Annotated in this window: 19 protein-coding genes and 3 pseudogenes; 9 read left to right on the top strand and 13 right to left on the bottom strand. The window is 68.8% G+C overall.

Translation table 11 applies throughout. The features are described from left to right. Positions 1-56 precede the first annotated feature (56 nt). Positions 57-353: pseudogene (locus tag A5714_RS11015) on the bottom strand (hypothetical protein); the annotation flags it as partial. Positions 354-413: 60 nt separating this feature from the next. On the opposite strand from A5714_RS11015, the gene A5714_RS11010 reads away from it, so the two are divergent. Continuing rightward, a complete protein-coding gene (locus A5714_RS11010; RefSeq protein ID WP_068071797.1) occupies positions 414-917 on the top strand; it encodes a MarR family transcriptional regulator in 504 nt (167 codons plus the stop codon). Between the two features lie 12 nt (positions 918-929). Here the strand turns inward: A5714_RS11010 and mmsB are convergent, their stop codons facing one another. Genes mmsB through A5714_RS10995 form a run of 3 tightly spaced genes read right to left on the bottom strand, consistent with a single transcriptional unit; the run spans position 930 to position 4526 of the window. Continuing rightward, positions 930-1808, bottom strand: a complete 879-nt coding sequence (mmsB, locus tag A5714_RS11005) for a 3-hydroxyisobutyrate dehydrogenase (protein WP_068071795.1) — start codon at positions 1806-1808, stop codon at positions 930-932. Positions 1809-1819: 11 nt separating this feature from the next. Continuing rightward, the gene (locus tag A5714_RS11000) at positions 1820-3001 is read right to left on the bottom strand and encodes an acyl-CoA dehydrogenase family protein (protein WP_068285185.1); all 1182 of its coding nucleotides are present in this window, start codon (positions 2999-3001) and stop codon (positions 1820-1822) included. Between the two features lie 4 nt (positions 3002-3005). Then, entirely contained in the window at positions 3006-4526 is a 1521-nt protein-coding gene (locus A5714_RS10995; RefSeq protein WP_068071791.1) for a CoA-acylating methylmalonate-semialdehyde dehydrogenase, read from the bottom strand. Between the two features lie 113 nt (positions 4527-4639). On the opposite strand from A5714_RS10995, the gene A5714_RS10990 reads away from it, so the two are divergent. The 8 genes from A5714_RS10990 to A5714_RS10955 all read left to right on the top strand — a co-directional run bounded on the left by A5714_RS10990 (position 4640) and on the right by A5714_RS10955 (position 10475). Continuing rightward, positions 4640-5470: a DUF4226 domain-containing protein gene (locus A5714_RS10990; RefSeq protein WP_082959688.1), complete on the top strand. Its 831-nt coding sequence runs from the start codon at positions 4640-4642 to the stop codon at positions 5468-5470. Positions 5471-5565: 95 nt separating this feature from the next. Beyond that, positions 5566-6051, top strand: coding sequence for a hypothetical protein (locus A5714_RS27100; RefSeq protein WP_369829436.1), 486 nt, complete (start codon positions 5566-5568; stop codon positions 6049-6051). Between the two features lie 27 nt (positions 6052-6078). After that, the gene (locus A5714_RS10980; protein WP_068285181.1) at positions 6079-7494 is read left to right on the top strand and encodes an NAD(P)-binding protein; all 1416 of its coding nucleotides are present in this window, start codon (positions 6079-6081) and stop codon (positions 7492-7494) included. Positions 7495-7538: 44 nt separating this feature from the next. Further along, a complete protein-coding gene (locus tag A5714_RS10975) occupies positions 7539-8087 on the top strand; it encodes an RNA polymerase sigma factor (RefSeq protein WP_068285179.1) in 549 nt (182 codons plus the stop codon). Further along, positions 8084-8764: a Rieske (2Fe-2S) protein gene (locus A5714_RS10970; protein ID WP_068285177.1), complete on the top strand. Its 681-nt coding sequence runs from the start codon at positions 8084-8086 to the stop codon at positions 8762-8764. The genes A5714_RS10975 and A5714_RS10970 overlap by 4 nt, the downstream gene beginning before the upstream one ends. A gap of 21 nt (positions 8765-8785) precedes the next feature. Beyond that, positions 8786-9181 (top strand): cupredoxin family copper-binding protein, encoded by a 396-nt coding sequence (locus tag A5714_RS10965; RefSeq protein WP_068071776.1) that lies wholly within the window; start codon positions 8786-8788, stop codon positions 9179-9181. Between the two features lie 5 nt (positions 9182-9186). Then, positions 9187-10095: a metallophosphoesterase gene (locus A5714_RS10960; RefSeq protein ID WP_068285175.1), complete on the top strand. Its 909-nt coding sequence runs from the start codon at positions 9187-9189 to the stop codon at positions 10093-10095. Further along, entirely contained in the window at positions 10092-10475 is a 384-nt protein-coding gene (locus tag A5714_RS10955) for a hypothetical protein (RefSeq protein WP_068285172.1), read from the top strand. Before A5714_RS10960 ends, A5714_RS10955 begins: the two co-directional genes overlap by 4 nt. Here A5714_RS10955 and A5714_RS10950 read toward each other — a convergent pair. The 9 genes and pseudogenes from A5714_RS10950 to A5714_RS10915 form a co-directional block, all read right to left on the bottom strand. After that, positions 10472-11605, bottom strand: coding sequence for an acyltransferase (locus A5714_RS10950; RefSeq protein WP_068285170.1), 1134 nt, complete (start codon positions 11603-11605; stop codon positions 10472-10474). The two genes, A5714_RS10955 and A5714_RS10950, sit on opposite strands and share 4 nt — an antisense overlap. Before the next feature lie 97 nt (positions 11606-11702). After that, entirely contained in the window at positions 11703-12827 is a 1125-nt protein-coding gene (locus tag A5714_RS10945) for an acyltransferase (RefSeq protein WP_068071767.1), read from the bottom strand. Positions 12828-13024: 197 nt separating this feature from the next. Then, the gene (gene rfbC / locus A5714_RS10940; RefSeq protein ID WP_068285168.1) at positions 13025-13630 is read right to left on the bottom strand and encodes a dTDP-4-dehydrorhamnose 3,5-epimerase; all 606 of its coding nucleotides are present in this window, start codon (positions 13628-13630) and stop codon (positions 13025-13027) included. 1 nt (position 13631) lies between these two features. Then, a complete protein-coding gene (gene rfbB, locus A5714_RS10935; protein WP_068285166.1) occupies positions 13632-14627 on the bottom strand; it encodes a dTDP-glucose 4,6-dehydratase in 996 nt (331 codons plus the stop codon). Positions 14628-14654: 27 nt separating this feature from the next. Beyond that, positions 14655-15521: an LLM class F420-dependent oxidoreductase gene (locus tag A5714_RS10930; RefSeq protein WP_068285164.1), complete on the bottom strand. Its 867-nt coding sequence runs from the start codon at positions 15519-15521 to the stop codon at positions 14655-14657. Between the two features lie 25 nt (positions 15522-15546). Next, a complete protein-coding gene (locus tag A5714_RS10925) occupies positions 15547-16398 on the bottom strand; it encodes an LLM class F420-dependent oxidoreductase (protein ID WP_068071758.1) in 852 nt (283 codons plus the stop codon). 29 nt (positions 16399-16427) lie between these two features. Continuing rightward, positions 16428-16769: pseudogene (locus A5714_RS27605) on the bottom strand (sensor histidine kinase); the annotation flags it as partial. A gap of 768 nt (positions 16770-17537) precedes the next feature. Continuing rightward, a pseudogene (locus A5714_RS27600) lies at positions 17538-17897 on the bottom strand (cyclic nucleotide-binding domain-containing protein); the annotation flags it as partial. Then, the coding region (locus A5714_RS10915; RefSeq protein ID WP_197513638.1) for an NAD(P)/FAD-dependent oxidoreductase at positions 17894-18760 on the bottom strand (867 nt) is incomplete at its 5' end. The gene A5714_RS10915 and the pseudogene A5714_RS27600, both read right to left, overlap by 4 nt.

The following is an 18760-nucleotide window of genomic DNA, read 5'->3' as shown; positions in this document are numbered from 1 at the left end:
GGTTTCGAGGCGGCCACGCCCCTTCTTACCGCACCGCCCCCGCCGGCGGGTGGACCTCACAGCGAGCGTTGCAGCAGTACCTGCCCGTTGTCGGCCCCGACCACCTGCACCGCGGCGATCTGGTCGACCGGGGTGGAGATGCTGGCCGCGGGCGTCGCCGTGTGACCGGGCACGGCCACCCAGGTGGCCAGCCGGGTCTGACTTCCGTCGCGGCCCACCACCACCAGCGCCAGCGTGTCGTGATGCGCGTTCAGCGGGGCCAGGCAGACGCAACTCAGGTTGATCGACGTCCCCCAGTGCTGGCTGGTCACCGCGACCGAGGAGGTCAGCAGGTTGGTGCCGACCTGCGACATCTGCTGCAACGCTCGCTGTGAGGTCCACCCGCCGGCGGGGGCGGTGCGGTAAGAAGGGGCGTGGCCGCCTCGAAACCGAAACCCGACCCGATCGCCGCGGCGCGCACCAACTGGGAGCGCGCGGGCTGGGGTGAGGTGTCGCAGGGCATGATGGCGGTCACCTCCGTAATGCGCGCGCACCAGATCCTGTTGGCGCGCGTCGAGACCGCGCTGCGTCCCTACGACCTGAGCTTTTCGCGGTTCGAGTTGCTGCGCCTGTTGGCGTTCAGCCGCACCGGTGCGCTGCCCATCACCAAGGCGTCCGACCGCTTGCAGGTCCACGTGACGAGCGTGACCCATGCGATCCGCCGCCTCGAGGCCGACGGCCTGGTGCAGCGGGTGCCGCACCCCACCGACGGGCGCACCACGCTGGTGCAGATCACCGAGCTGGGCCGCTCGACCGTCGAGGACGCCACCGTCACCCTCAACGAGCAGGTGTTCGCCGACATCGGCATGACCGACGCCGAAGCGCGTGGCCTGGTGTCGTCCATCGAGACGCTGCGGCGCAACGCCGGTGACTTCTGAGTTTGCGAAGGCTCAGCGCAGCGCTTCGATGACCGCGCTGAAATCGAGGTCGGCGTGCTCGGCGGCGAACTTTGCGTAGATCTCGGCGGCGTGCCGGCCCAGCGGGGCCGACGACGCGGTCGCGTTGACGGCGTCCATGGCCAGGCCCAGGTCCTTGTTCATCAGCGCGGTCGCGAAACCCGGCTTGAAGCCGTTGTTGGCCGGCGACGTCGGCACCGGCCCCGGCACGGGGCAGTTGGTGTGCACGGCCCAGCAATTGCCGGTCGCGCCGGTGATGACGTCGAACAGCGACTGCGCCGACAAGCCGAGTTTCTCGGCCAGCAGGAACGCCTCACCGATGGCGATCTGCTGCACCGCCAGCACCATGTTGTTGCACACCTTGGCAGCCTGCCCGGCCCCCGCCGCGCCGCAGTGAATGACCTTGCCCGCCATGGGCTCCAGGACGGGCCGGGCGCGTTGCAGCGCCTCCTCGTCACCGCCCACCATGAATGCGAGCGTGCCGGCCACGGCGCCCTTCACCCCGCCCGAGACCGGCGCGTCCACCTGGACCGCGCCCCGCGACTCGGCGAGCGCGTGTACCTCGCGGGCGTCGGTGACCGAGATGGTGGAGCTGTCGATGAACAGCGCGCCGGCGCGGGCGGCGGGCAGCACCTCGGCGTAGCAGCGTTTCACGATGTCACCGTTGGGCAGCATGGTGATGACCACGTCCGCCCCGGCCACCGCGTCGGCGGCGCTGTCGAGCACGGCGACGCCGTTGGCGCCGGCGGCGGCCGCCGCGGCGGGCACCGGGTCGAACCCGCGCACACCGAAGCCGGCGGTCAGCAGGTTGGTCGCCATGGGCGCGCCCATGTTGCCCAGGCCCAGGAACGCGACGGTCAACGCCTCAGTCATCTTCGACCCTCCTATGCGGTTGCTCGGAACCGTGCGGCCTCGGCCCGCCCGACGACGACCCGCATGATCTCGTTGGTGCCTTCCAGGATTCGGTGCACACGCAGATCGCGCACGATCTTCTCCAGACCGTACTCGCGCAGGTAGCCGTAGCCGCCGTGCAACTGCAACGCCTTGTCCGCGACGTCGTAGCAGGTGTCGGTGACGTAGCGCTTGGCCATCGCGCACAGCTCGACCTTGTCGGGATCCCCGGTGTCCAGGGCGGACGCGGCCCGCCACAACATCATTCGCGACGTCTCGAGCCCGGTGGCCATGTCGGCCAGGGTGAACCGGATGGTCGGCTCGTCGATCAGGGCGGACCCGAACGCCTGGCGGTCCCGCACGTAGGCGCCGGCTTTGTCGAAGGCGGCCTGCGCGCCGCCGAGCGAGCAGGCGGCGATGTTGAGCCGGCCACCGTTGAGGCCGTTCATCGCGATGCCGAAGCCGGCGCCCAGCCCGTCCGCGCCGCCCAGCACCGCGTCGGCGGGCACCCGGACCCCCTCGAGGATGACCTGCGCGGTGGGCTGGGCGTGCCAGCCCATCTTCTCCTCCAACGCCCCGAAACTGAGCCCCGGCGTGCCCTTTTCGACGATGAACGCCGAAATGCCGCGGGGGCCGGGCTGTTCCGTGCCGCCGGTGCGCGCCATCACCACGTAGACGTCCGAGGCGCCCGCGCCGGAGATGAACTGTTTCACCCCGTCGAGCACGTAGTCCGCGTTTTTTTCCGGGCCCTCCCGGACCGCGCGCGTGCTCAGCGCGCCGGCGTCCGACCCGACGCTGGGCTCGGTGAGGCAATAGCTCGCGATGACGTCCATCGACGCCAACCGCGGAACCCAGCTCTTGCGCTGTTCGGGGGTGCCGAAGCTGTCGATCATCCACGCGCACATGTTGTGGATGGACAGGAACGCCGCGGTGGTGGGGTCGGCCGCCGCCAACTGCTCGAAGATCCGCACCCCGTCGAGGCGGCGCAGGCCGCTGCCGCCGACGTCCTCGTGGCAGTAGATGGCGGCCATCCCCAACTCGGCGGACTCTCGCAGCACGTCAACCGGAAAGTGTTGCGCCGCTTCCCATTCCAGGGCGTACGGGGCCAGTCGCTTGGCGGCGAACGCGGCCGCCGTCTCGGTGATGACGCGCTCGTCGTCGTTCAGGGCGAACATGGCCTTAATCCATGGTGGGGATGACGAATTCGGCACCGTCCTTGATGCCGGACGGCCACCGCGACGTCACCGTCTTGGTCTTGGTGTAGAACATGATCGACGAGGGCCCGTGCTGGTTGAGGTCGCCGAAGCCGCTGCGCTTCCAGCCGCCGAAGGTGTGATAGGCCACCGGAACCGGGATCGGCACGTTGACGCCGACCATGCCCACCTGCACGCGGGACACGAAGTCGCGGGCCGCGTCACCGTCGCGGGTGAATACCGCGACCCCGTTGCCGTATTCGTGTTCGGACGGCAGGCGCAGCGCCTCTTCGTAGTCGTGCGCGCGGACGATGCACAGCACCGGTCCGAAGATCTCGTCGGTGTAGATGGTCATGTCCGGGGTGACGTGGTCGAACAGCGTGGGCCCGATGAAGAAGCCACCCTCGAGAGAGGCGTCGCCGTAAGCCAATTCGTCGCTGGCGCGGTCACGGCCGTCGATGACGATCTCGGCGCCGGCCTCGACGCCCTGGGCGATGTAGTCGCGCACCCGGGTCAGCGCGGCCTCGGTGACCAGCGGGCCGTAATCGGCCTTCGGGTCCAGGCTGTGGCCCACCCGCAGGTTGTTGATCCGCTCGATCAGCCGGGCGCGCAACCGGTCCGCGGTCTGCTCACCGACGGGCACCGCAACGCTGATCGCCATGCAGCGTTCGCCGGCGCTGCCGTATCCGGCGCCGATCAGCGCGTCGACGGCCTGGTCGAGGTCAGCGTCGGGCATCACGATCATGTGGTTCTTGGCGCCGCCGAAGCACTGCGACCGCTTGCCGGTGGCGGCAGCTCCGGAGTAGATGTACTGCGCGATGTCGGAGCTGCCGACGAAGCCGACCGCCTGGATGTCGGGGTGGTTGAGGATGGCGTCGACGGCCTCCTTGTCGCCGTGCACCACCTGGAACACGCCCGGCGGCAGGCCCGCCTCGGTGAACAGCTCGGCCAGCCGCACCGGCACCGAGGGGTCGCGCTCGGAAGGCTTGAGCACGAAGGCGTTGCCGCACGCCAGCGCCGGCCCGGCCTTCCACAGGGGGATCATGGCCGGGAAGTTGAACGGGGTGATGCCCGCGACCACGCCCAGGGGCTGGCGCAGCGAGTACACGTCGATGCCGGGGCCGGCGCCCTCGCTGTACTCGCCCTTGAGCAGGTGCGGGATGCCGAGGCAGAACTCGATCACCTCGATGCCGCGCTGGATGTCGCCCTTGGCGTCGGCCAGCGTCTTGCCGTGCTCGAGGGACAGCAGCTCGGCCAGCTCGTCGTTGTGCTTGGCCACCAGCTCGATGAACCGCATCAGCACGCGGGCGCGGCGCTGTGGATTCCATGCGGCCCAACCCTTTTGGGCCTCGACCGCCGAGGCCACCGCGGCGTCGATGTCGGCCTGGCCGGCCAGCGGCACCTGGGCCTGCACCTGCCCGGTGCTCGGGTTGAAGACGTCCGCGGTGCGGGTGGACTGGCCGGCGGTGCGCTTCCCGTCGACGAAGTGCGGGATCTGTGTGGTCATGAGGTGCCCTCGGGTGTGGTTGACGGGGTTACTTGGATATCCTAGTAACCGGTGTCGGGCGTTGGCAAGGAGGGTGACTTGTCCCGCTCAAGAGCCGTAAATACCGTTTCAGCGTGTCGGAGGAGACGGGGCAGGGCGCGGATGCAGCACGCGGCTGTGAGTCGAAATTGGCCGAGGCTGCGCGGGTACCAGCTGCCGCCGACCGGGCTGTAGGCCCCGCGTTGCGTACCGCCTATCAAAGTGCTCTTCGGGGACGGCGACAGCTCGAGGCTATCGAAATCGACATTGAAACGGCTGTAGCTAAGCAGCAGGAACTGGCTCTGGACACTGCGGCGGGTGCCGCCGATTTCTCGAGATTTCTCAATGCCAAGACAAGAGACATCAACCGACTGGTGGCCCAAACGACGGCGGATTCTCAAGCGGGAGCATCAACGCTGCGATCGCTCGCCCCGTCTTATCGGGCCGTCGGATACGACACCTTGCCCGAGGAGCCGCCCCCGGCGCCCGTACCATTCCCTCCTTATCAGCCCAAGGTCTGGGCAGCGTGTCGATTGCGAGGTCAGGATCCCGACAAAGTCGTCCGCACGTTCTATCGCGCCCCGGTTAGCGCAGGTTACCGCTCACTCCCTGGCGGCGACTCGGTTCTATTCTGCGGCAACGACAAGTATGGGTTAATGCACATCGAGAGGGAGCACGGCGACCAGTGGGATCAGATCGCCAACACGCGTTGGCCCACCGCCGGCAATTGGCGATATCTCGCCGACTACTCGATAGCTCAGACGTTGGCCAAACCAGATCGGGTGGAGTACAACCAAAACAACGACACATTCGCGCTTTATCGCAGGATTTCGAGCGCGGACGGCAGTTACGTCTTTACGACGCGTGTCGTCATTTCGGCAAGTGACGGGAAGATCGTTACAGCGTTCCCGCAGACGAAGGGATAAGTGGAGTGAGCGGAAGCGTTGAGCCATTGGATAGCTATACTGGCCGCCGCGACCTCATTGCGAAAATATTGGAACCGTATTTTCGGATCAGTGAAATGCTTCCGAGCAACCAGAGGCCGACCTCGGAAAGTGTAGAAAAATTCTGGGATAACTCACTTGTATGCAGCTGGGCGGACCAGGAAACGGGGCGCAAACGCAACCTTTCGGTCTCGTTGTACCGGACGGCCGACGGTGAACGAAGAGTGCACGAAATCCGGGAGATGATTCGACAGGAATGTCCGCCGGGGGTAGACCTGCACACACCGAATGCCGAGGCCTACGAAGTTATCGGGCCGCGGCCAGGTGAACACGTTTTCGTTCTGTATTACCTCGGGCACCTGCGCGCCGTTGTGGGCAACTGCGTCGTTCAAATAATGCCGATGGGAACCGGCGTCGACCTGAGCGATCTGGTCGATCCGGCACTCGACATCGGCCGCACGGTGGGCTGTTCAGCGTACGTAAACGACTTCATGTCGCCGGAGTTCCCGACACAGTGGCACGACCAGTTGGGCGGCTGGCGGGTGGAAGGCGAGGACCGCTGACGCCGGACGGGCTAGCCTGGGGTCCCTATGGACACCATCGAGGCCGACTACCTGGTGGTCGGGGCCGGCGCCATGAGCATGGCGTTCGTCGACACGCTGGTGACCGAGACGCGGGCCCGCGTGGTGGTGGTCGACCGCAACCACCAACCCGGGGGGCACTGGACCACCGCCTACCCGTTCGTCCGGCTGCACCAGCCGTCGGCCTTCTACGGTGTCAACTCGCTGCGGTTGGGAACCGACACGATCGACCAATCCGGCTGGAACGAAGGGCTTTACGAGCTGGCCAGCGCCGCTGAGGTGTGCGCCTACTACGACCACGTGATGCGCAGGCAGCTGCTGCCCACCGGGCGGGTCAGCTACTTCCCGATGAGCGAGTATCACGGCGACGGCCGCTTCACCACGTTGGGTGGTGCCGAGTACGCCGTCACCGTGACGCGCCGCGTGGTCGACGGCGGCTACATGCGGGTGACGGTCCCGTCGATGCGGCCGCCGCCCTACCCGGTGGCACCCGGCGTCGAGTGCGTCCCGCCCAACGCGTTGCCCTCGCGGGCGGCCCACCAGCGCTACGTCGTCGTCGGCGCCGGCAAGACGGGCATCGACGCGTGCCTGTGGTTGCTCGGCCACGGTGTCGTGCCCGAGCGGCTGACCTGGATCATGCCGCGCGACTCCTGGCTGCTGGACCGCGCGACCATGCAGCCCGGCGCGGCGTTCGCCGCCACGATCAAGGCCGGGTTCATCGCTCAGCTGCGCGCCATCCGGGACGCGACGTCACCCGAGGATCTGTTCGGCCGCCTCGAGAACGCCGGGTCGCTGCTGCGGATCGACCCGCGCGTGCGGCCCACCATGTACCGTTGCGCCACCGTCACGCGGGCCGAGCTGGAGCAGCTGCGCCGCATCGACGACGTCGTGCGCCTCGGCCACCTGCGGCGCATCGAACCCGACCGGATGGTCCTCGATGGCGGCGAGATCCGCGTGCCCGGGCCCGCCCTCTATGTCGACTGCACCGCCGACGGCGCCGAAAAACGGCCCGCCACAACAATTTTCGACGACGAACGGATCACGCTGCAAAGCGTGCGCGGCTGCCAGCAGATCTTCAGCTCCGTGCTCATCGCGCACGTCGAGGCGGCCTACGCCGACGACGCGACCCGCAACGCGCTGTGCGTGCCGTTACCGCACCCCGACACCGACCTCGACTGGATACGCCTCGCGCGGGCCGACTACGGCAACCAGCTGCGCTGGTTCGGCGACCCCGAGCTGAGCGCATGGCTGGCGACCGTCCGCCTGGACCTCTTCGGCCACCTCGTGGGCCAGCTGCTGCCGCCCGCGTCGGCCAAGCCGCGGGTGCGCGACCGAATCCTGGGGGTGGCCACGTCGGTACTGTCGGCCACCGCCGCGAAGCTCGACGAGCTGTTGGTCGACCAGGCTTCGCTCGCCGCACCCTGAGCCGGGTGTAACCCGAGCCGCTATTGATCGGGTGAAGGAGGCACGTGGCGGCACAAGGCGACCCCATCGACCCGCGACCCCTGCGCGCGGTGCCCGACTCTGGCTTTGCGGGCTACCCCGACTGGGAAGCGGTCTACCAGGACAACGCGACCTGGGTCTATCGCACGCTGTTCGCGCGGGTGGGCAACCGCGCCGACGCGGAGGATCTCACCGCGGAGGTGTTCCTGGCCGCCCTGCGGCCCCTGCGGTTGACCGCCAGCGTCGCCGAGGTGCGGGCCTACCTGCGGGCGACGGCGCGCACGGTACTGGCGGCGCATTGGCGGGAGACCCTGGGCCGCGAGATAACCTCCATCGAGGACATCGAACAACCGCCCGAGAGCGAGGACGCGATCAGCACCGCGCCGCAGCGTGTCGCCGAGGTGCTCGACACCCTGCCCGACCGGTACCGAAGAATCTTGGAACTGCGCTTCCTGCAAGGAGTTTCGATCAAGGAGTCGGCCGTGCAGCTCGGCATCAGCGTCGCCAACGCCAAAGTGCTGCAACACCGCGCGCTGCGGCTGGCGGCCCAAGTCAACGAGGGGGACCGGCCATGAACGCGCGGGGGCTGCGGCGCTACGTCGACGATCTGCTGCGGGGTCGGCGGCCCAAACCCTTTGCGCCCGACGACTTCGAGGCGGCGCAGCTCCGTACGGCGATCGAGCTGCGCGCCGCGGGCAGGGGTGTCGACGGCCCGGATCCCGCCTTCGTCGACGACCTGCACCGCCGGCTGGCCGAACAGATGTCGAGTGCACCGGCGGGGCCCGCGCCGCGCCCGAGCAGCACCCGGCGCCAGGTCATCGTCGGCACCTCGGCCGCCGCGGCGACGGCGGTCACCGCGGTCTCCGTGGACCGCGCGGTGATCGGCACCGGCGCCGGGGGTCCCGCCGTCGCGGCCGAACTGACGCCCAACGCCGGTAGCTGGCAGCGCGTCGCCGCCAGCCACGAGGTGCCTGACGCGACGATGCGTCCCTTCGACCTCGGTACCGTCACCGGGTTCGTCCGGCGCGTCGACGGCAGGCCCCAGGCCGTCTCCGGGGTGTGCACACACCAGGGTTGCCGCCTGTGGTTCGACGCGCCCGACGACACGCTGCGCTGCCCCTGTCACTCGACGTCGTTCGCGCCGACCGGTGAGGTGCGCACCCACCAGCTGCCGATCGCACCAAACCCGTTGCCCACGTTGATGGTTCGTGAGTCCAACGGCGTCATCGAGGTGTTCGCGCCGAAGGTGTAACCCGCGGGCCTATCCCTAGGCATGAGAATCGCCAAACCTGGAACAGCCCTCGCCGCGGTCGCGGTAGCGCCCCTGCTGCTCGCGGGGTGCTCGGCGTCGCGTCCGGCGCCGGCCGCCGACGTGCCGAAAACAACCCCGTCGGTGTCGGTCACCGCGCCGCCGGTGCGTGGCGATCAGGTCACCATCGACAACTTCGCGTTCGCGCCAGAGACGGTGACCGTCAAGGCGGGCGCCACCGTCACCTGGACCAACCGCGACGAGGAACCGCACACCGTGGCCGCCAGCGACGGCACCTTCCACTCGCCCGGCATGGGAACCGGCGCGACGTTCACCCACACCTTCAGCAGCGCAGGCACTTTCGACTACGTCTGTTCGATCCACCCGATGATGCACGGCTCCGTGGTGGTGACGCCGTGATGCCAATGAGCCGCCGCCAATTGCTGCGGCACACCGCCTGGTTCGGCGCCGCCGTCGGTTTCGCGGTCACCGGGGGCGAAGTCATCTCCCATGTCGCCGGGGCGGCCGCGGCCGGGCACGCGCATCAGCGACCGGCCCTGCGCTTCGCGCAGGTCAGCGACAGCCACATCGGGTTCACCGGCGCACCGAACCCCGACGTCTCCGGGACCTTCAGCCACGCGATCGACCGGATCAACACTCTCGGCTACACACCGGATTTCGTCATCCACACCGGCGACCTGACCCACCTGTCCAGCCCCGCGCAGTTCGACCAGGTGAAGCAGATGATGAGCTCCTTGAAGACGCCGCACGTGTTCACCGTGCCGGGCGAACACGACTCCGTCGACGACGCGGGGCAGAAGTACCGCGCCGCATTCGGTGCCGGGTCGACCGGTGACGGCTGGTACAGCTTCGACATCGCGGGCGTGCACGTGATCGCCCTGGTCAACACGTTGAACCTGCGCAAGCTAGGCCACCTGGGCGCCGATCAACTGGAATTCGTGCGCAAGGACGTCGCGCGGTTGTCCAGCGATACCCCGATCATCGTGTTCAGTCACATCCCGCTGTTCGCGATGTATCCCGAGTGGGGCTGGGGGACCGACGACGCCACCCAGGCGTTGAGCTACCTGCGCCGGTTCTCCTCGGTTACCTGCCTCAACGGCCATGTGCACCAACTCTTCTCGAAAACCGAGGGCAACGTGACGTTCTACAGCGGGACGACGACGGCCTACCCGTTGCCCCACCCGGGTGACGGTCCAGCGCCCAAGCCGGTGACGTTGCCGGCCGGCCGGCTGCGCGACGCGCTGGGCGTTCGCGAGGTCAGCTACACCAGCGGCGAGACCGTGCTGGCGCTGAAAGAACGGCCGCTGCAATGACGCCGGCGACCGCCCTGATCCGGTGCGGCTACGCCGCGTCGCTGGCGGCGGCCGCGTACAGCCACGCCTACTTGTACGTCCACGGCTACCAGCACGTCCCACACGTCGGAGCCGGATTCCTGGTGCAGGCCAGCCTGTCGTTCGCACTCGCGCTGTCGATCCTGCTGGGTGGCCCAGCGTGGCTGGGCTGGGCCGGCGGGGCGGTCGCCGGCGCCTCCCTGGCCGCCTTCGTTGCCTCGAGAACCGTTGGGCTGCTCGGCTTCTCCGAGCACGGCTGGGAACCGGCGCCGCACGCGGCGCTCAGCGTGGCCGCGGAGGCCGGCACCGTCGCGCTGTGGGCCGCCGTCCTTGTCGCGCGCCGCCGTCGAAGCGCGGCCTAGGCGGGATCCGGGACGTCGGGAGCCCCGCGTTCGGCAACGACCTGGGCGCTGCTGGTGTCCAGCGGCTCGTCGGAGCTCGAGGCGACGGGGGCCGCCCACTTGCGCCGCAACCGGCGCTTCAAGGACATCGCCGGCTTCTCGATCAGGAACCAGCTCAGGGCCGCCACGGGCAGCACCGCCGCCACCGCGACGAGAAAAAACAACGCCGGGTGCAGGCGCGCGACACCGCACACGGCGAGCAACTGCTGGACGGGGAAGGCGTAGATGTACAGGCCGTAGGACAGATCCGTGCGCAACCGCAACCGCGGGTTGTGGATCAGCGAGGCGGACACGATGACGGCGTAGGCCAGCGGCAGGGCGCCGACCACCCGGTAGTCCGGCAACTGACCGGCCGCCAGCACGATCACCACGCAGACCGCGACCAAGGACCACCGCGCCGGGATCACGTCCCGCCACTGGTACATGATGGCCCCCGAGGCGAACATGATCGCCGAGCGCACCGCCAGCTGGGGAATTGTCCACGTGCCGGGGAAAGTCAGCGGCGGGAGCAGCAACGCGCCGACCACGCCCACCGCCAGGATGGCGGGCGAAATCCAGCGCTTGTCCGCCAGTCCCGCGACGCCGATGGCGGCGACGACCAAGTAGCACAGCAACTCCCAGATCAGCGACCACATCGAGCCGTTCCACGCGGGTCCGCCGGGGACGTGGCTCAGCGTTCCGCTGATACCGGGCTGCAGGTAGGCGACCGCGGCGTTCTTCAGGACGTAGGAGATCGGCCCGCCCGAGGCGAGCAGCTTGCTGACCGAGCCGCCTTCGATCGCCACGCTGAGCGGCGCGAAGACGAAGGCGGTGAGGACCAGGCAGATGTAGAAACCGGGCAGGATGCGCAGGGCCCGGGCGGTCAGGTAGTCGCGCACGCGCGGATCGCACAGCCAGCTGCGGGTGATGAGGAAGCCGGAGATGGCGAAGAATCCGTCGACGCCGACCGAGAAGAAGAGCTCCAAGATCGGTTTCGGCACCTGGTGGCCGGTGGCGGGCCACGAGTGGAACAGCATCACCTCGGCGGCGAGCGCCAACCGAAACGCGTTGAACGCGTTGTTCCGTGGATCGAAAACCTGCTCAAGCTTCATTCAGCCTCCGCCCCGTCCGGCACCCCCGTGCTCCCGCGTCATGCTATCGGGTACGGGCCGCTGCGCGGGGCGGCTTGATCAGGTGGCGTCCACCAATTCAGGTGGCGCCCGTAACTTCCGGCGGGCGCGCCACCGCAGGCGGGTCCTGGGTGCTCAGCGGGTGGCCCTTGAAACGCTTCTTCAACGACCTGGCGGGCTTCTCGACGAGGAACCAGCTCGCCGCGGCCAGCGGTGCCGTCACCGCCGCCACCACGCCGCTGAACAGCAACGGGCTCAGGGCGACCAACCCGCAGACGGCCAGGATTTGCTGGACCGGGTAGGCGTAGATGTACATGCCGTAGGACAAATCGGTGCGCAGCCACAGTCGCCGGTTGCGCACCAGCGATCCAGAGACCACGACGGCGTAGGCGAGGGGGAGGGCGCCGACCACGCGGTAGTCGGGCAGCTGGCCGGCGGCGACGACGATGACCACGCTCACCGCCACCAACCACCAGCGCGCGGGGATCACGTCGCGCCACTGATACAGCAGCGCCCCGGCCGCGAACATGACGGCCGAGCGGCACGCCAGGAAGAACAGCGCCGTCCGCACGTCCCCCTCCTGGTGGTGCAGCACGTCGGGGAATTTGATGCCCGGCAGCGTCGCCGCCCCGAGCGCCGCCGCGACCATGATCGCCGGGGACACCCAGCGGCGGTTGGCGAGCCCGGCCACCCCGATCAGCGCGACGACCAGATAGCACATGACTTCCCAGATCAGCGACCACAGCGACGCGTTCCAGATTCCCGCGTTGGGGATACCGTGCGGCGTGCCACCGACATCGGGCTTGAGCCAGGCGACCGCGGCGTTCTCCGCGACGTATTCGAGCGGCGCCCCGGACAGGACGAGCTTGAGAGCGGAGCCGCCCTGGATCGCGACGCTGAGCGGCGCGAAGACGAAGGCGGTGACGATCATGCAGACGTAGAAGCCCGGCAGGATGCGCAGGGCGCGGGCGGCCAGGTATTCCCGCAGGCGCGGGTTGCTCAGCCAGCTCGCGGTGATCAGGAAACCGGAGATCGCGAAGAAGCCGTCCACCCCGCCGCACAGCAGCAGTTGCAACACCGTCCGCACATTCGGGAGGTGGCCGTGAATGGGGTAGGTGTGCCAGAAGACAACCTCGCCGGCCAGGGCAAGCCGCCACGCGTTCAACGCATTGTTGCGCGGATCGAACACCTGCCCGAGCTTCATCGCCTCCCCCGTCAGTGCGCAGGGCTCGTTATCGGCGTCATCTTATAGTCACCGTGAGCCAAAGAGGGCGAGTTTACGGTAACCGAGCCATCGTCGGGGCGTAAATAGCCGGAGTGGACCCCTCGCCCGTCGTTTCGCGCCGCGCGTTCGCCGTCGCGCAGGCGGCACCGGCCCCAACCGTTGCGGGATCGCGTCTTTCAGGCGCGCAGGCCGTCGATGAAGGCCTGGGTGTCCTCCCAGCTGGGAAGCAGCCCCGAGGACCGCACGTCGTCGAAACTCGGTGCCGCCGCGTCGCGCTCCGACAACGTCGGCGGTGCGCCGTCGACCAGCGGCCACTCGATCGCCAGCGCCGGGTCGGTGGCGCGGATGGTGTGCTCGCGACCCGGGTTGTATTCCGCCGAGCACAAATAGACGACTGTTGAATTGTCTTGCAGGGCAAGGAAGCCGTGCGCCAGGCCCTCGGACAGGTAAATCGTCCTGCGGTCGGTGTCGTCGAGCAGCACCGAGTCCCAATGACCGAACGTCGGTGAGCCCTCGCGGATGTCGACCACCACGTCGAACACCGACCCCCGCACGCAGGTCACGTATTTGGCTTGGCTGGGTGGCAGCTGTGCGAAATGCAGGCCGCGCAGCACGCCCGCCGACGACACCGAGCAGTTGGCCTGCTTGACGTCCAGGCTGTGGCCGGCGAACGAGCTGAAACCCTTGTCGGTGAGCCACTCGAAGAACTGCCCGCGCGAATCGCCGTGGATGGTCGGGGTGATCTCCCAGGCGCCGGGGACCTTCAATTCGCGTGCTTTCACGTCACTGGCCCCGCTGCGCGTAACGGGCCTCGGCGGCGTCCTTCAACGGCCGCCACCACGATTCGTTGGCGCGGTACCAGTCGATGGTGGCATCCAGCCCCTCCTCAAAGTCGGTATGCTTTGGTGCCCAACATAATTCGTCGTAGAGCGTGGACGGGTCGATGGCGTAACGCAGATCGTGGCCGACGCGGTCCGTGACGTGGTCGAAATCGTCGGGCTCGCGGCCCATCTTCTTCAGCAGCGTGCGCAGCACGGTCAGGTTGTCGCGCTCGCCCTCGGAACTGATCAGGTAGGTCCGGCCGATCTCGCCCTTCTCCAGGATGCGGCGCACGGCGCTGTTGTGGTCGTCGACGTGAATCCAGTCGCGCACGTTGGCCCCGCTGCCGTACAGCTTGGGACGCCGGCCGGTGAGCACGTTGGTGATCTGGCGCGGGATGAACTTCTCGACGTGCTGGTAGGGCCCGTAATTGTTCGAGCAGTTCGACAGGGTGGCGCGCACGCCATAGGACCGCACCCAGGCCCGCACCAGCATGTCGGCGGCGGCCTTGGTCGCCGAATACGGGCTCGAGGGGTTGTAGGGCGTCGCCTCGGTGAACCGCTTGGTGTCGTCGAGTTCCAGGTCGCCGTAGACCTCGTCGGTCGAAATGTGGTGCAGCCGAACGCCGTGGCGCCGCACCGCCTCCAGGATGGTGAACGTGCCGACGACGTTGGTGTGCAGGAACGGCGCCGGATCGTCCAGGGCGTTGTCGACGTGGCTCTCCGCCGCGAAATGCACGACGGCGTCGGAGTCGGCGACCAGCTTGGACACCAGCTCGGCGTCGCTGATGTCGCCCACCACCAGCTCGATGGCGTCCTCGACGTCGGCCAGCGACTCGCGCCGGCCCGCGTAGGTCAGCGCGTCGAGCACCGTCACGGAATCCTCGGGGTGTTCGCGGACGGTGCTGTGCACGAAATTGGCGCCGATGAAGCCCGCGCCGCCGGTGACCAGAAGCCGCATGGGTGAAACCCTAACCGAGCGGGTCGGTCAGGCGTGGGGGGTTAACCCGAGCGGTCCCGCCAATTCACCCAGCCCCGCCAGCACGGCCTGCTCGTCGCCGGCGCCCAACACCTGGATCGCCACGTGATCGGCGCCCGCCTCCAGGTGTTCGTTCAGCCGCCGCGCGATCTCCTCCGGGGTGCCGTAGGCCACCACCGCGTCGATCAGCCGGTCGCTGCCGGGCTTGCGCACGTCGGCCTCGGTGAATCCCAGGCGCAGCCAGTTGTGCACGTAATTGCTCAGGGAAAGGTAGTAGTCCACGGTTTGCCGGCCGACGGCGCGCGCCTCATCGGCGTCGGTGGTTAGGACAACCTTGTGCTCCGGCGCCAAAAACACTGTCCCGCCCAGCAACTCCCGCGCCTTGGCGGTGTGTTCGGGCGTGGTCAGGTATGGGTGCGCGCCCGCGCTGCGCTCGGCCGCCAGGCGCAGCACCCGCGGCCCCAGCGCGGCGAGGACCCGGCGGCTCGTCGGCACCACCGCAGCGTCGAGCGCGTCGAGGTAGTTGACCAGCGCGTCGTAGGGCTTGACGTACTCCTGCGTGTGCTCGGGGTGGCCCACGCCGACGCCCAGCACGAACCTGCCCGGGTGCGCGGCCTCGATGCGCTGGAAGGACGCGGCGACGGTCGGCGCCGGCGCGTTCCAGACGTTGACGATCCCGGTGGCCAGCTGCAGCGACGTCGTCTGCGCCAGGGCGGGTTCCACCCACGCCAGCTCGGCGTCCGGCGAGGCGCCGGCCCAGGCGGCCCCGTAGCCCAGCGCCTCGATGCCCGCGGTCAGTTCCGGGGTCAGCGATCGGTTGGGCAGCCACACGCCATAACGACCCAGCTCCGGCTTCAGCCCCGCTACCTCGGTCATCGGCGTTCCTCCCCGTCCGTTCGGCTCAGCGCTGCGTCAGCCCGAGCGGCCCCGCCAGTTCGGTCAGAGCCGGCACCAGGTTGTCATCTTTCGTCAACACCTGCACGGGCACGTGGTCGGCGCCGGCCGTGAGGTGCTCGGTCAGCCGCGCCGCGATCGCGTCGGGCGTGCCGTAGGCGACCACCGCGTCGACCAGGCGATCGCTGCCCGGTCGGGTGACCTCATCCTCGGAGAAGCCGAGCCGCTTCCAGCTGTTGCGGTAATTGGCCAGGTTGAAATACACGTCGAGGGCTTTGCGGCCCACCGCGCGGGCCTTCTCCGCGTCCGTGGTGAGCACCACCTTGTGCTCCGGCGCCAGGAAGGCGTCCGCGCCGATCAACTCGCGGGCCCGCGCGGTGTGCTCCGGCGTGGTCAGGTATGGGTGCGCGCCGGCCGCGCGCTGCGCGGACAGCGTCAGCACCCGCGGCCCCAGCGCGGCCACCACCCGGCGGTGCGGGGGGACGCCGTGCGCGTCGAGCTGGTCCAGGTAGTCGGTCAGCGCGTCGTAGGGCTTCCGGTATTCGGTGTGGGCCTCGGGATGCCCCACCCCGATGCCGAGCAGGAAGCGGCCCGGATAGGCCCGGTCGATGCGGTGGAACGACTCGGCCACCGGCGCCGCGGGCGCGGTCCAGATGTTGACGATGCCGGTGGCCACCTGCAGGGTGCTCGTCGCCGCCAGCAGCGGCTCCACCCAGGCCAGCTCGGCGGGCGGCGACCCGCCCACCCAGACGGCCCCGTACCCCAGGGACTCGATCGCCTGCGCCTGTTCGGGCGAGACGCCGCGCCCGAACACGCCGAATCGGCCGAGATCTGGCTTGCTGGTCTGAGCATCGGTCATGGTCGTTCCCAACCGCGGCCCCACGACTGCTATTCCGGCTGCTCGACGTCCACCGCGGGAGGCAGCTCCAGGGGGAGCAAGACGATGAACCGAGTGTCGCCCGGCTCGGATTCCACCCGCAGGTCCCCGCGGTGTTTCTTCACGACGATGTTCCAGGCCAGATCGAGGCCCAGCCCGGTGCCCTCGCCGAACGGTTTGGTGGTGAAAAACGGCTCGAAGATGTGTTCGCGCACGCCGTCCGGGATGCCGGGGCCGGTGTCGCAGATCTCGACGCGGGCCATGTTTTCGCCCTCCCGGCAGGTGCGGATGGTCAGCGTGCCGCCGGTGTCGCGCATCGCGGCGACGGCGTTGTCGATGATGTTGGTCCACACCTGGTTGAGGTCACCCGGGTAGCAGGGGATCTCGGGAAGCGACTTGTCCAGTTCCTTCACCACGGTGATGTTGGCGCCCGGTCCGAGCCGGTCGGCGAACATCGACAGCGTGCTGCGCAGCAACTCGTGCACGTTGGCCACCTGGAACGGCGCCCGGTCCATCTGCGAATACTGCTTGGCGTCGGCGACCAGCGCCGAAATGCGTTTGCTCGCCTCGAGAACCTGATTCATCAGCAGCTCGCTCTCGATGGTGTAGTTGATCCATCGGATCGCCTCCTCCAACGAGGTGGACGCGAGTTCCTCGCTGACCGTGGAAATCCGCTCCAACCACGCGGTGTCGATGCCGCCTTCGACGAAGGTCGGCGCGATGTCCCAGCCGCCCTCGATGCCGTGGTCTTCCAGCCACTCGCCGACGGCATCCTCGCGGTCGGCGGTCTCCAGGGCGCTCAGGTGCTCCGAGGCCGACTTCGCAACCTGCTCGGCGACCCCCTGCTGCAGGCGGACCAGCGCGCTGAGCGCTTCGGGGCTGACGGTGCCGTCGGCGAGCTTCGCCAGCTTGCCCCGCATCCCCGCGACCCGGCCGCGCAGATCGGCCGCCGCCCGGGCGATGGCCGCCGCGGGGTTGTTCAGCTGATGAGTCAGGCCGGCCGACAATCGTCCCAGCGCCAGCAGCTTCTCCCGGTTGTCGATGATGCGCCGGGTCCGGTCCGTGCCCACCGCGATGCCGTCGAGCAGGTGCACGGCCATCGGGAACTGGTCGCGCATGAACTGGGCGAACACCGGCGCGTCCATGACGAAGAACCGCGACGGCTTCGTCACGTGCACCGAGGCGTCGTAGCTCTTCTGGTTGCCACCGGTGAACGCCCGCCAGGCGCCGGCGTACACGCCGCGCTGCGAGGTGCGGTTGGTCTCGATGTCCTGGCCGCCGGAGAGCTTGGACATCGTCAGCTCGCCCTCGATCAGGACGTAGAAGCAGGTCGCGGGTTCACCCTCGACGCAGATCGGCCCTGGTTCGTAGTTCGCGATGTGCCCGCTGCTGCACAGCGTCGCCAGCTGCTCGTCGTTGAGCGCCTCGAACAGGAACAGGGTGCGCAGCTCGTCGGGCTGGCAGGGCGTCTTCGTGGTCACGATTCCGCCAGGTAGCGGTGCACCAGCATCACGGCCATCGATCCCTCGCCGACCGCCGCCGCCACCCGCTTGGCGGATTCGGCGCGCACGTCGCCGGTGGCGAACACCCCCGGCACGCTGGTCTCCAGGTGGTGCGGCGGGCGGTCCAGCGTCCAGCCGCACACGTTGCGCAGGTCCGGGCCGGTGAGGATGAAGCCGTGGTCGTCGCGGGCCAGCACGCCGTCGAGCCAGTCGGTGCGGGGCGCGGCGCCGATGAAGATGAACATGCGGGCGCAGGCGACCTCCTCCCGCTCACCGGTGCGGTTGTTGACCAGGGTCAGCTTCTCCAGGTGGTCGTCGCCGCTGGCCCGCTGCACCTCGGTGCAGGTGCGCACGGTGATCTTCGGGTTCTGCTCGATCTGCTGGATCAGGTAGTAAGACATCGACGCTTCCAACGACGGGGCCCGGACCACGATGGTCACCGACTTGGCGTGCCGCGACAGGTACATGGCGGCCTGGCCGGCCGAGTTGGCCCCGCCGACCACGTACACCTCCTCGTCCTGGCATTCCGCCGCCACCGAGACGGCCGCGCCGTAGTAGACGCCGCAACCGGTCAGCTCGGTGCAGCCCTCGGCGTCGAGGTTCCGGTAGGCGACGCCGGTGGCCAGGATGACCGCGTGCGCGTCGATGGAGCCGCCGTCGGCGAACCGCACGGTGCGTTTGGGGCCGTTCACCTCGAGCGCGACGGCCTTGCGGGCGGTGATCAGTTCGGCGCCGAACTTCTCGGCCTGCCGGCGCGCGCGGTCGGCCAGCTGCCCGCCCGACACCCCGTCGGGGAACCCGAGATAGTTCTCGATGCGTGAGCTCTGGCCGGCCTGGCCGCC

Source organism: Mycobacterium sp. E2462 (assembly GCF_001672685.1).
GTDB lineage: Bacteria > Actinomycetota > Actinomycetes > Mycobacteriales > Mycobacteriaceae > Mycobacterium.
Note: the sequence above shows the minus strand (reverse complement) of the source record. Positions and strands in the feature narration are given on the sequence as shown.

Excerpts from the sequence above, each read along its gene's own strand:
- A5714_RS10955 (WP_068285172.1), top strand. The coding sequence starts at position 10,092 with ATGACGCCGGCGACCGCCCTGATCCGGTGCGGCTACGCCGCGTCGCTG.
- rfbB (WP_068285166.1), bottom strand. The coding sequence starts at position 14,627 with ATGCGGCTTCTGGTCACCGGCGGCGCGGGCTTCATCGGCGCCAATTTC.
- A5714_RS10945 (WP_068071767.1), bottom strand. The coding sequence starts at position 12,827 with ATGAAGCTCGGGCAGGTGTTCGATCCGCGCAACAATGCGTTGAACGCG.
- A5714_RS10925 (WP_068071758.1), bottom strand. The coding sequence starts at position 16,398 with ATGACCGATGCTCAGACCAGCAAGCCAGATCTCGGCCGATTCGGCGTG.
- A5714_RS10950 (WP_068285170.1), bottom strand. The coding sequence starts at position 11,605 with ATGAAGCTTGAGCAGGTTTTCGATCCACGGAACAACGCGTTCAACGCG.
- A5714_RS10965 (WP_068071776.1), top strand. The coding sequence starts at position 8,786 with ATGAGAATCGCCAAACCTGGAACAGCCCTCGCCGCGGTCGCGGTAGCG.
- A5714_RS10980 (WP_068285181.1), top strand. The coding sequence starts at position 6,079 with ATGGACACCATCGAGGCCGACTACCTGGTGGTCGGGGCCGGCGCCATG.
- A5714_RS10960 (WP_068285175.1), top strand. The coding sequence starts at position 9,187 with ATGAGCCGCCGCCAATTGCTGCGGCACACCGCCTGGTTCGGCGCCGCC.
- A5714_RS10995 (WP_068071791.1), bottom strand. The coding sequence starts at position 4,526 with ATGACCACACAGATCCCGCACTTCGTCGACGGGAAGCGCACCGCCGGC.
- A5714_RS27100 (WP_369829436.1), top strand. The coding sequence starts at position 5,566 with ATGCTTCCGAGCAACCAGAGGCCGACCTCGGAAAGTGTAGAAAAATTC.
- A5714_RS11000 (WP_068285185.1), bottom strand. The coding sequence starts at position 3,001 with ATGTTCGCCCTGAACGACGACGAGCGCGTCATCACCGAGACGGCGGCC.
- A5714_RS10970 (WP_068285177.1), top strand. The coding sequence starts at position 8,084 with ATGAACGCGCGGGGGCTGCGGCGCTACGTCGACGATCTGCTGCGGGGT.
- A5714_RS10930 (WP_068285164.1), bottom strand. The coding sequence starts at position 15,521 with ATGACCGAGGTAGCGGGGCTGAAGCCGGAGCTGGGTCGTTATGGCGTG.
- mmsB (WP_068071795.1), bottom strand. The coding sequence starts at position 1,808 with ATGACTGAGGCGTTGACCGTCGCGTTCCTGGGCCTGGGCAACATGGGC.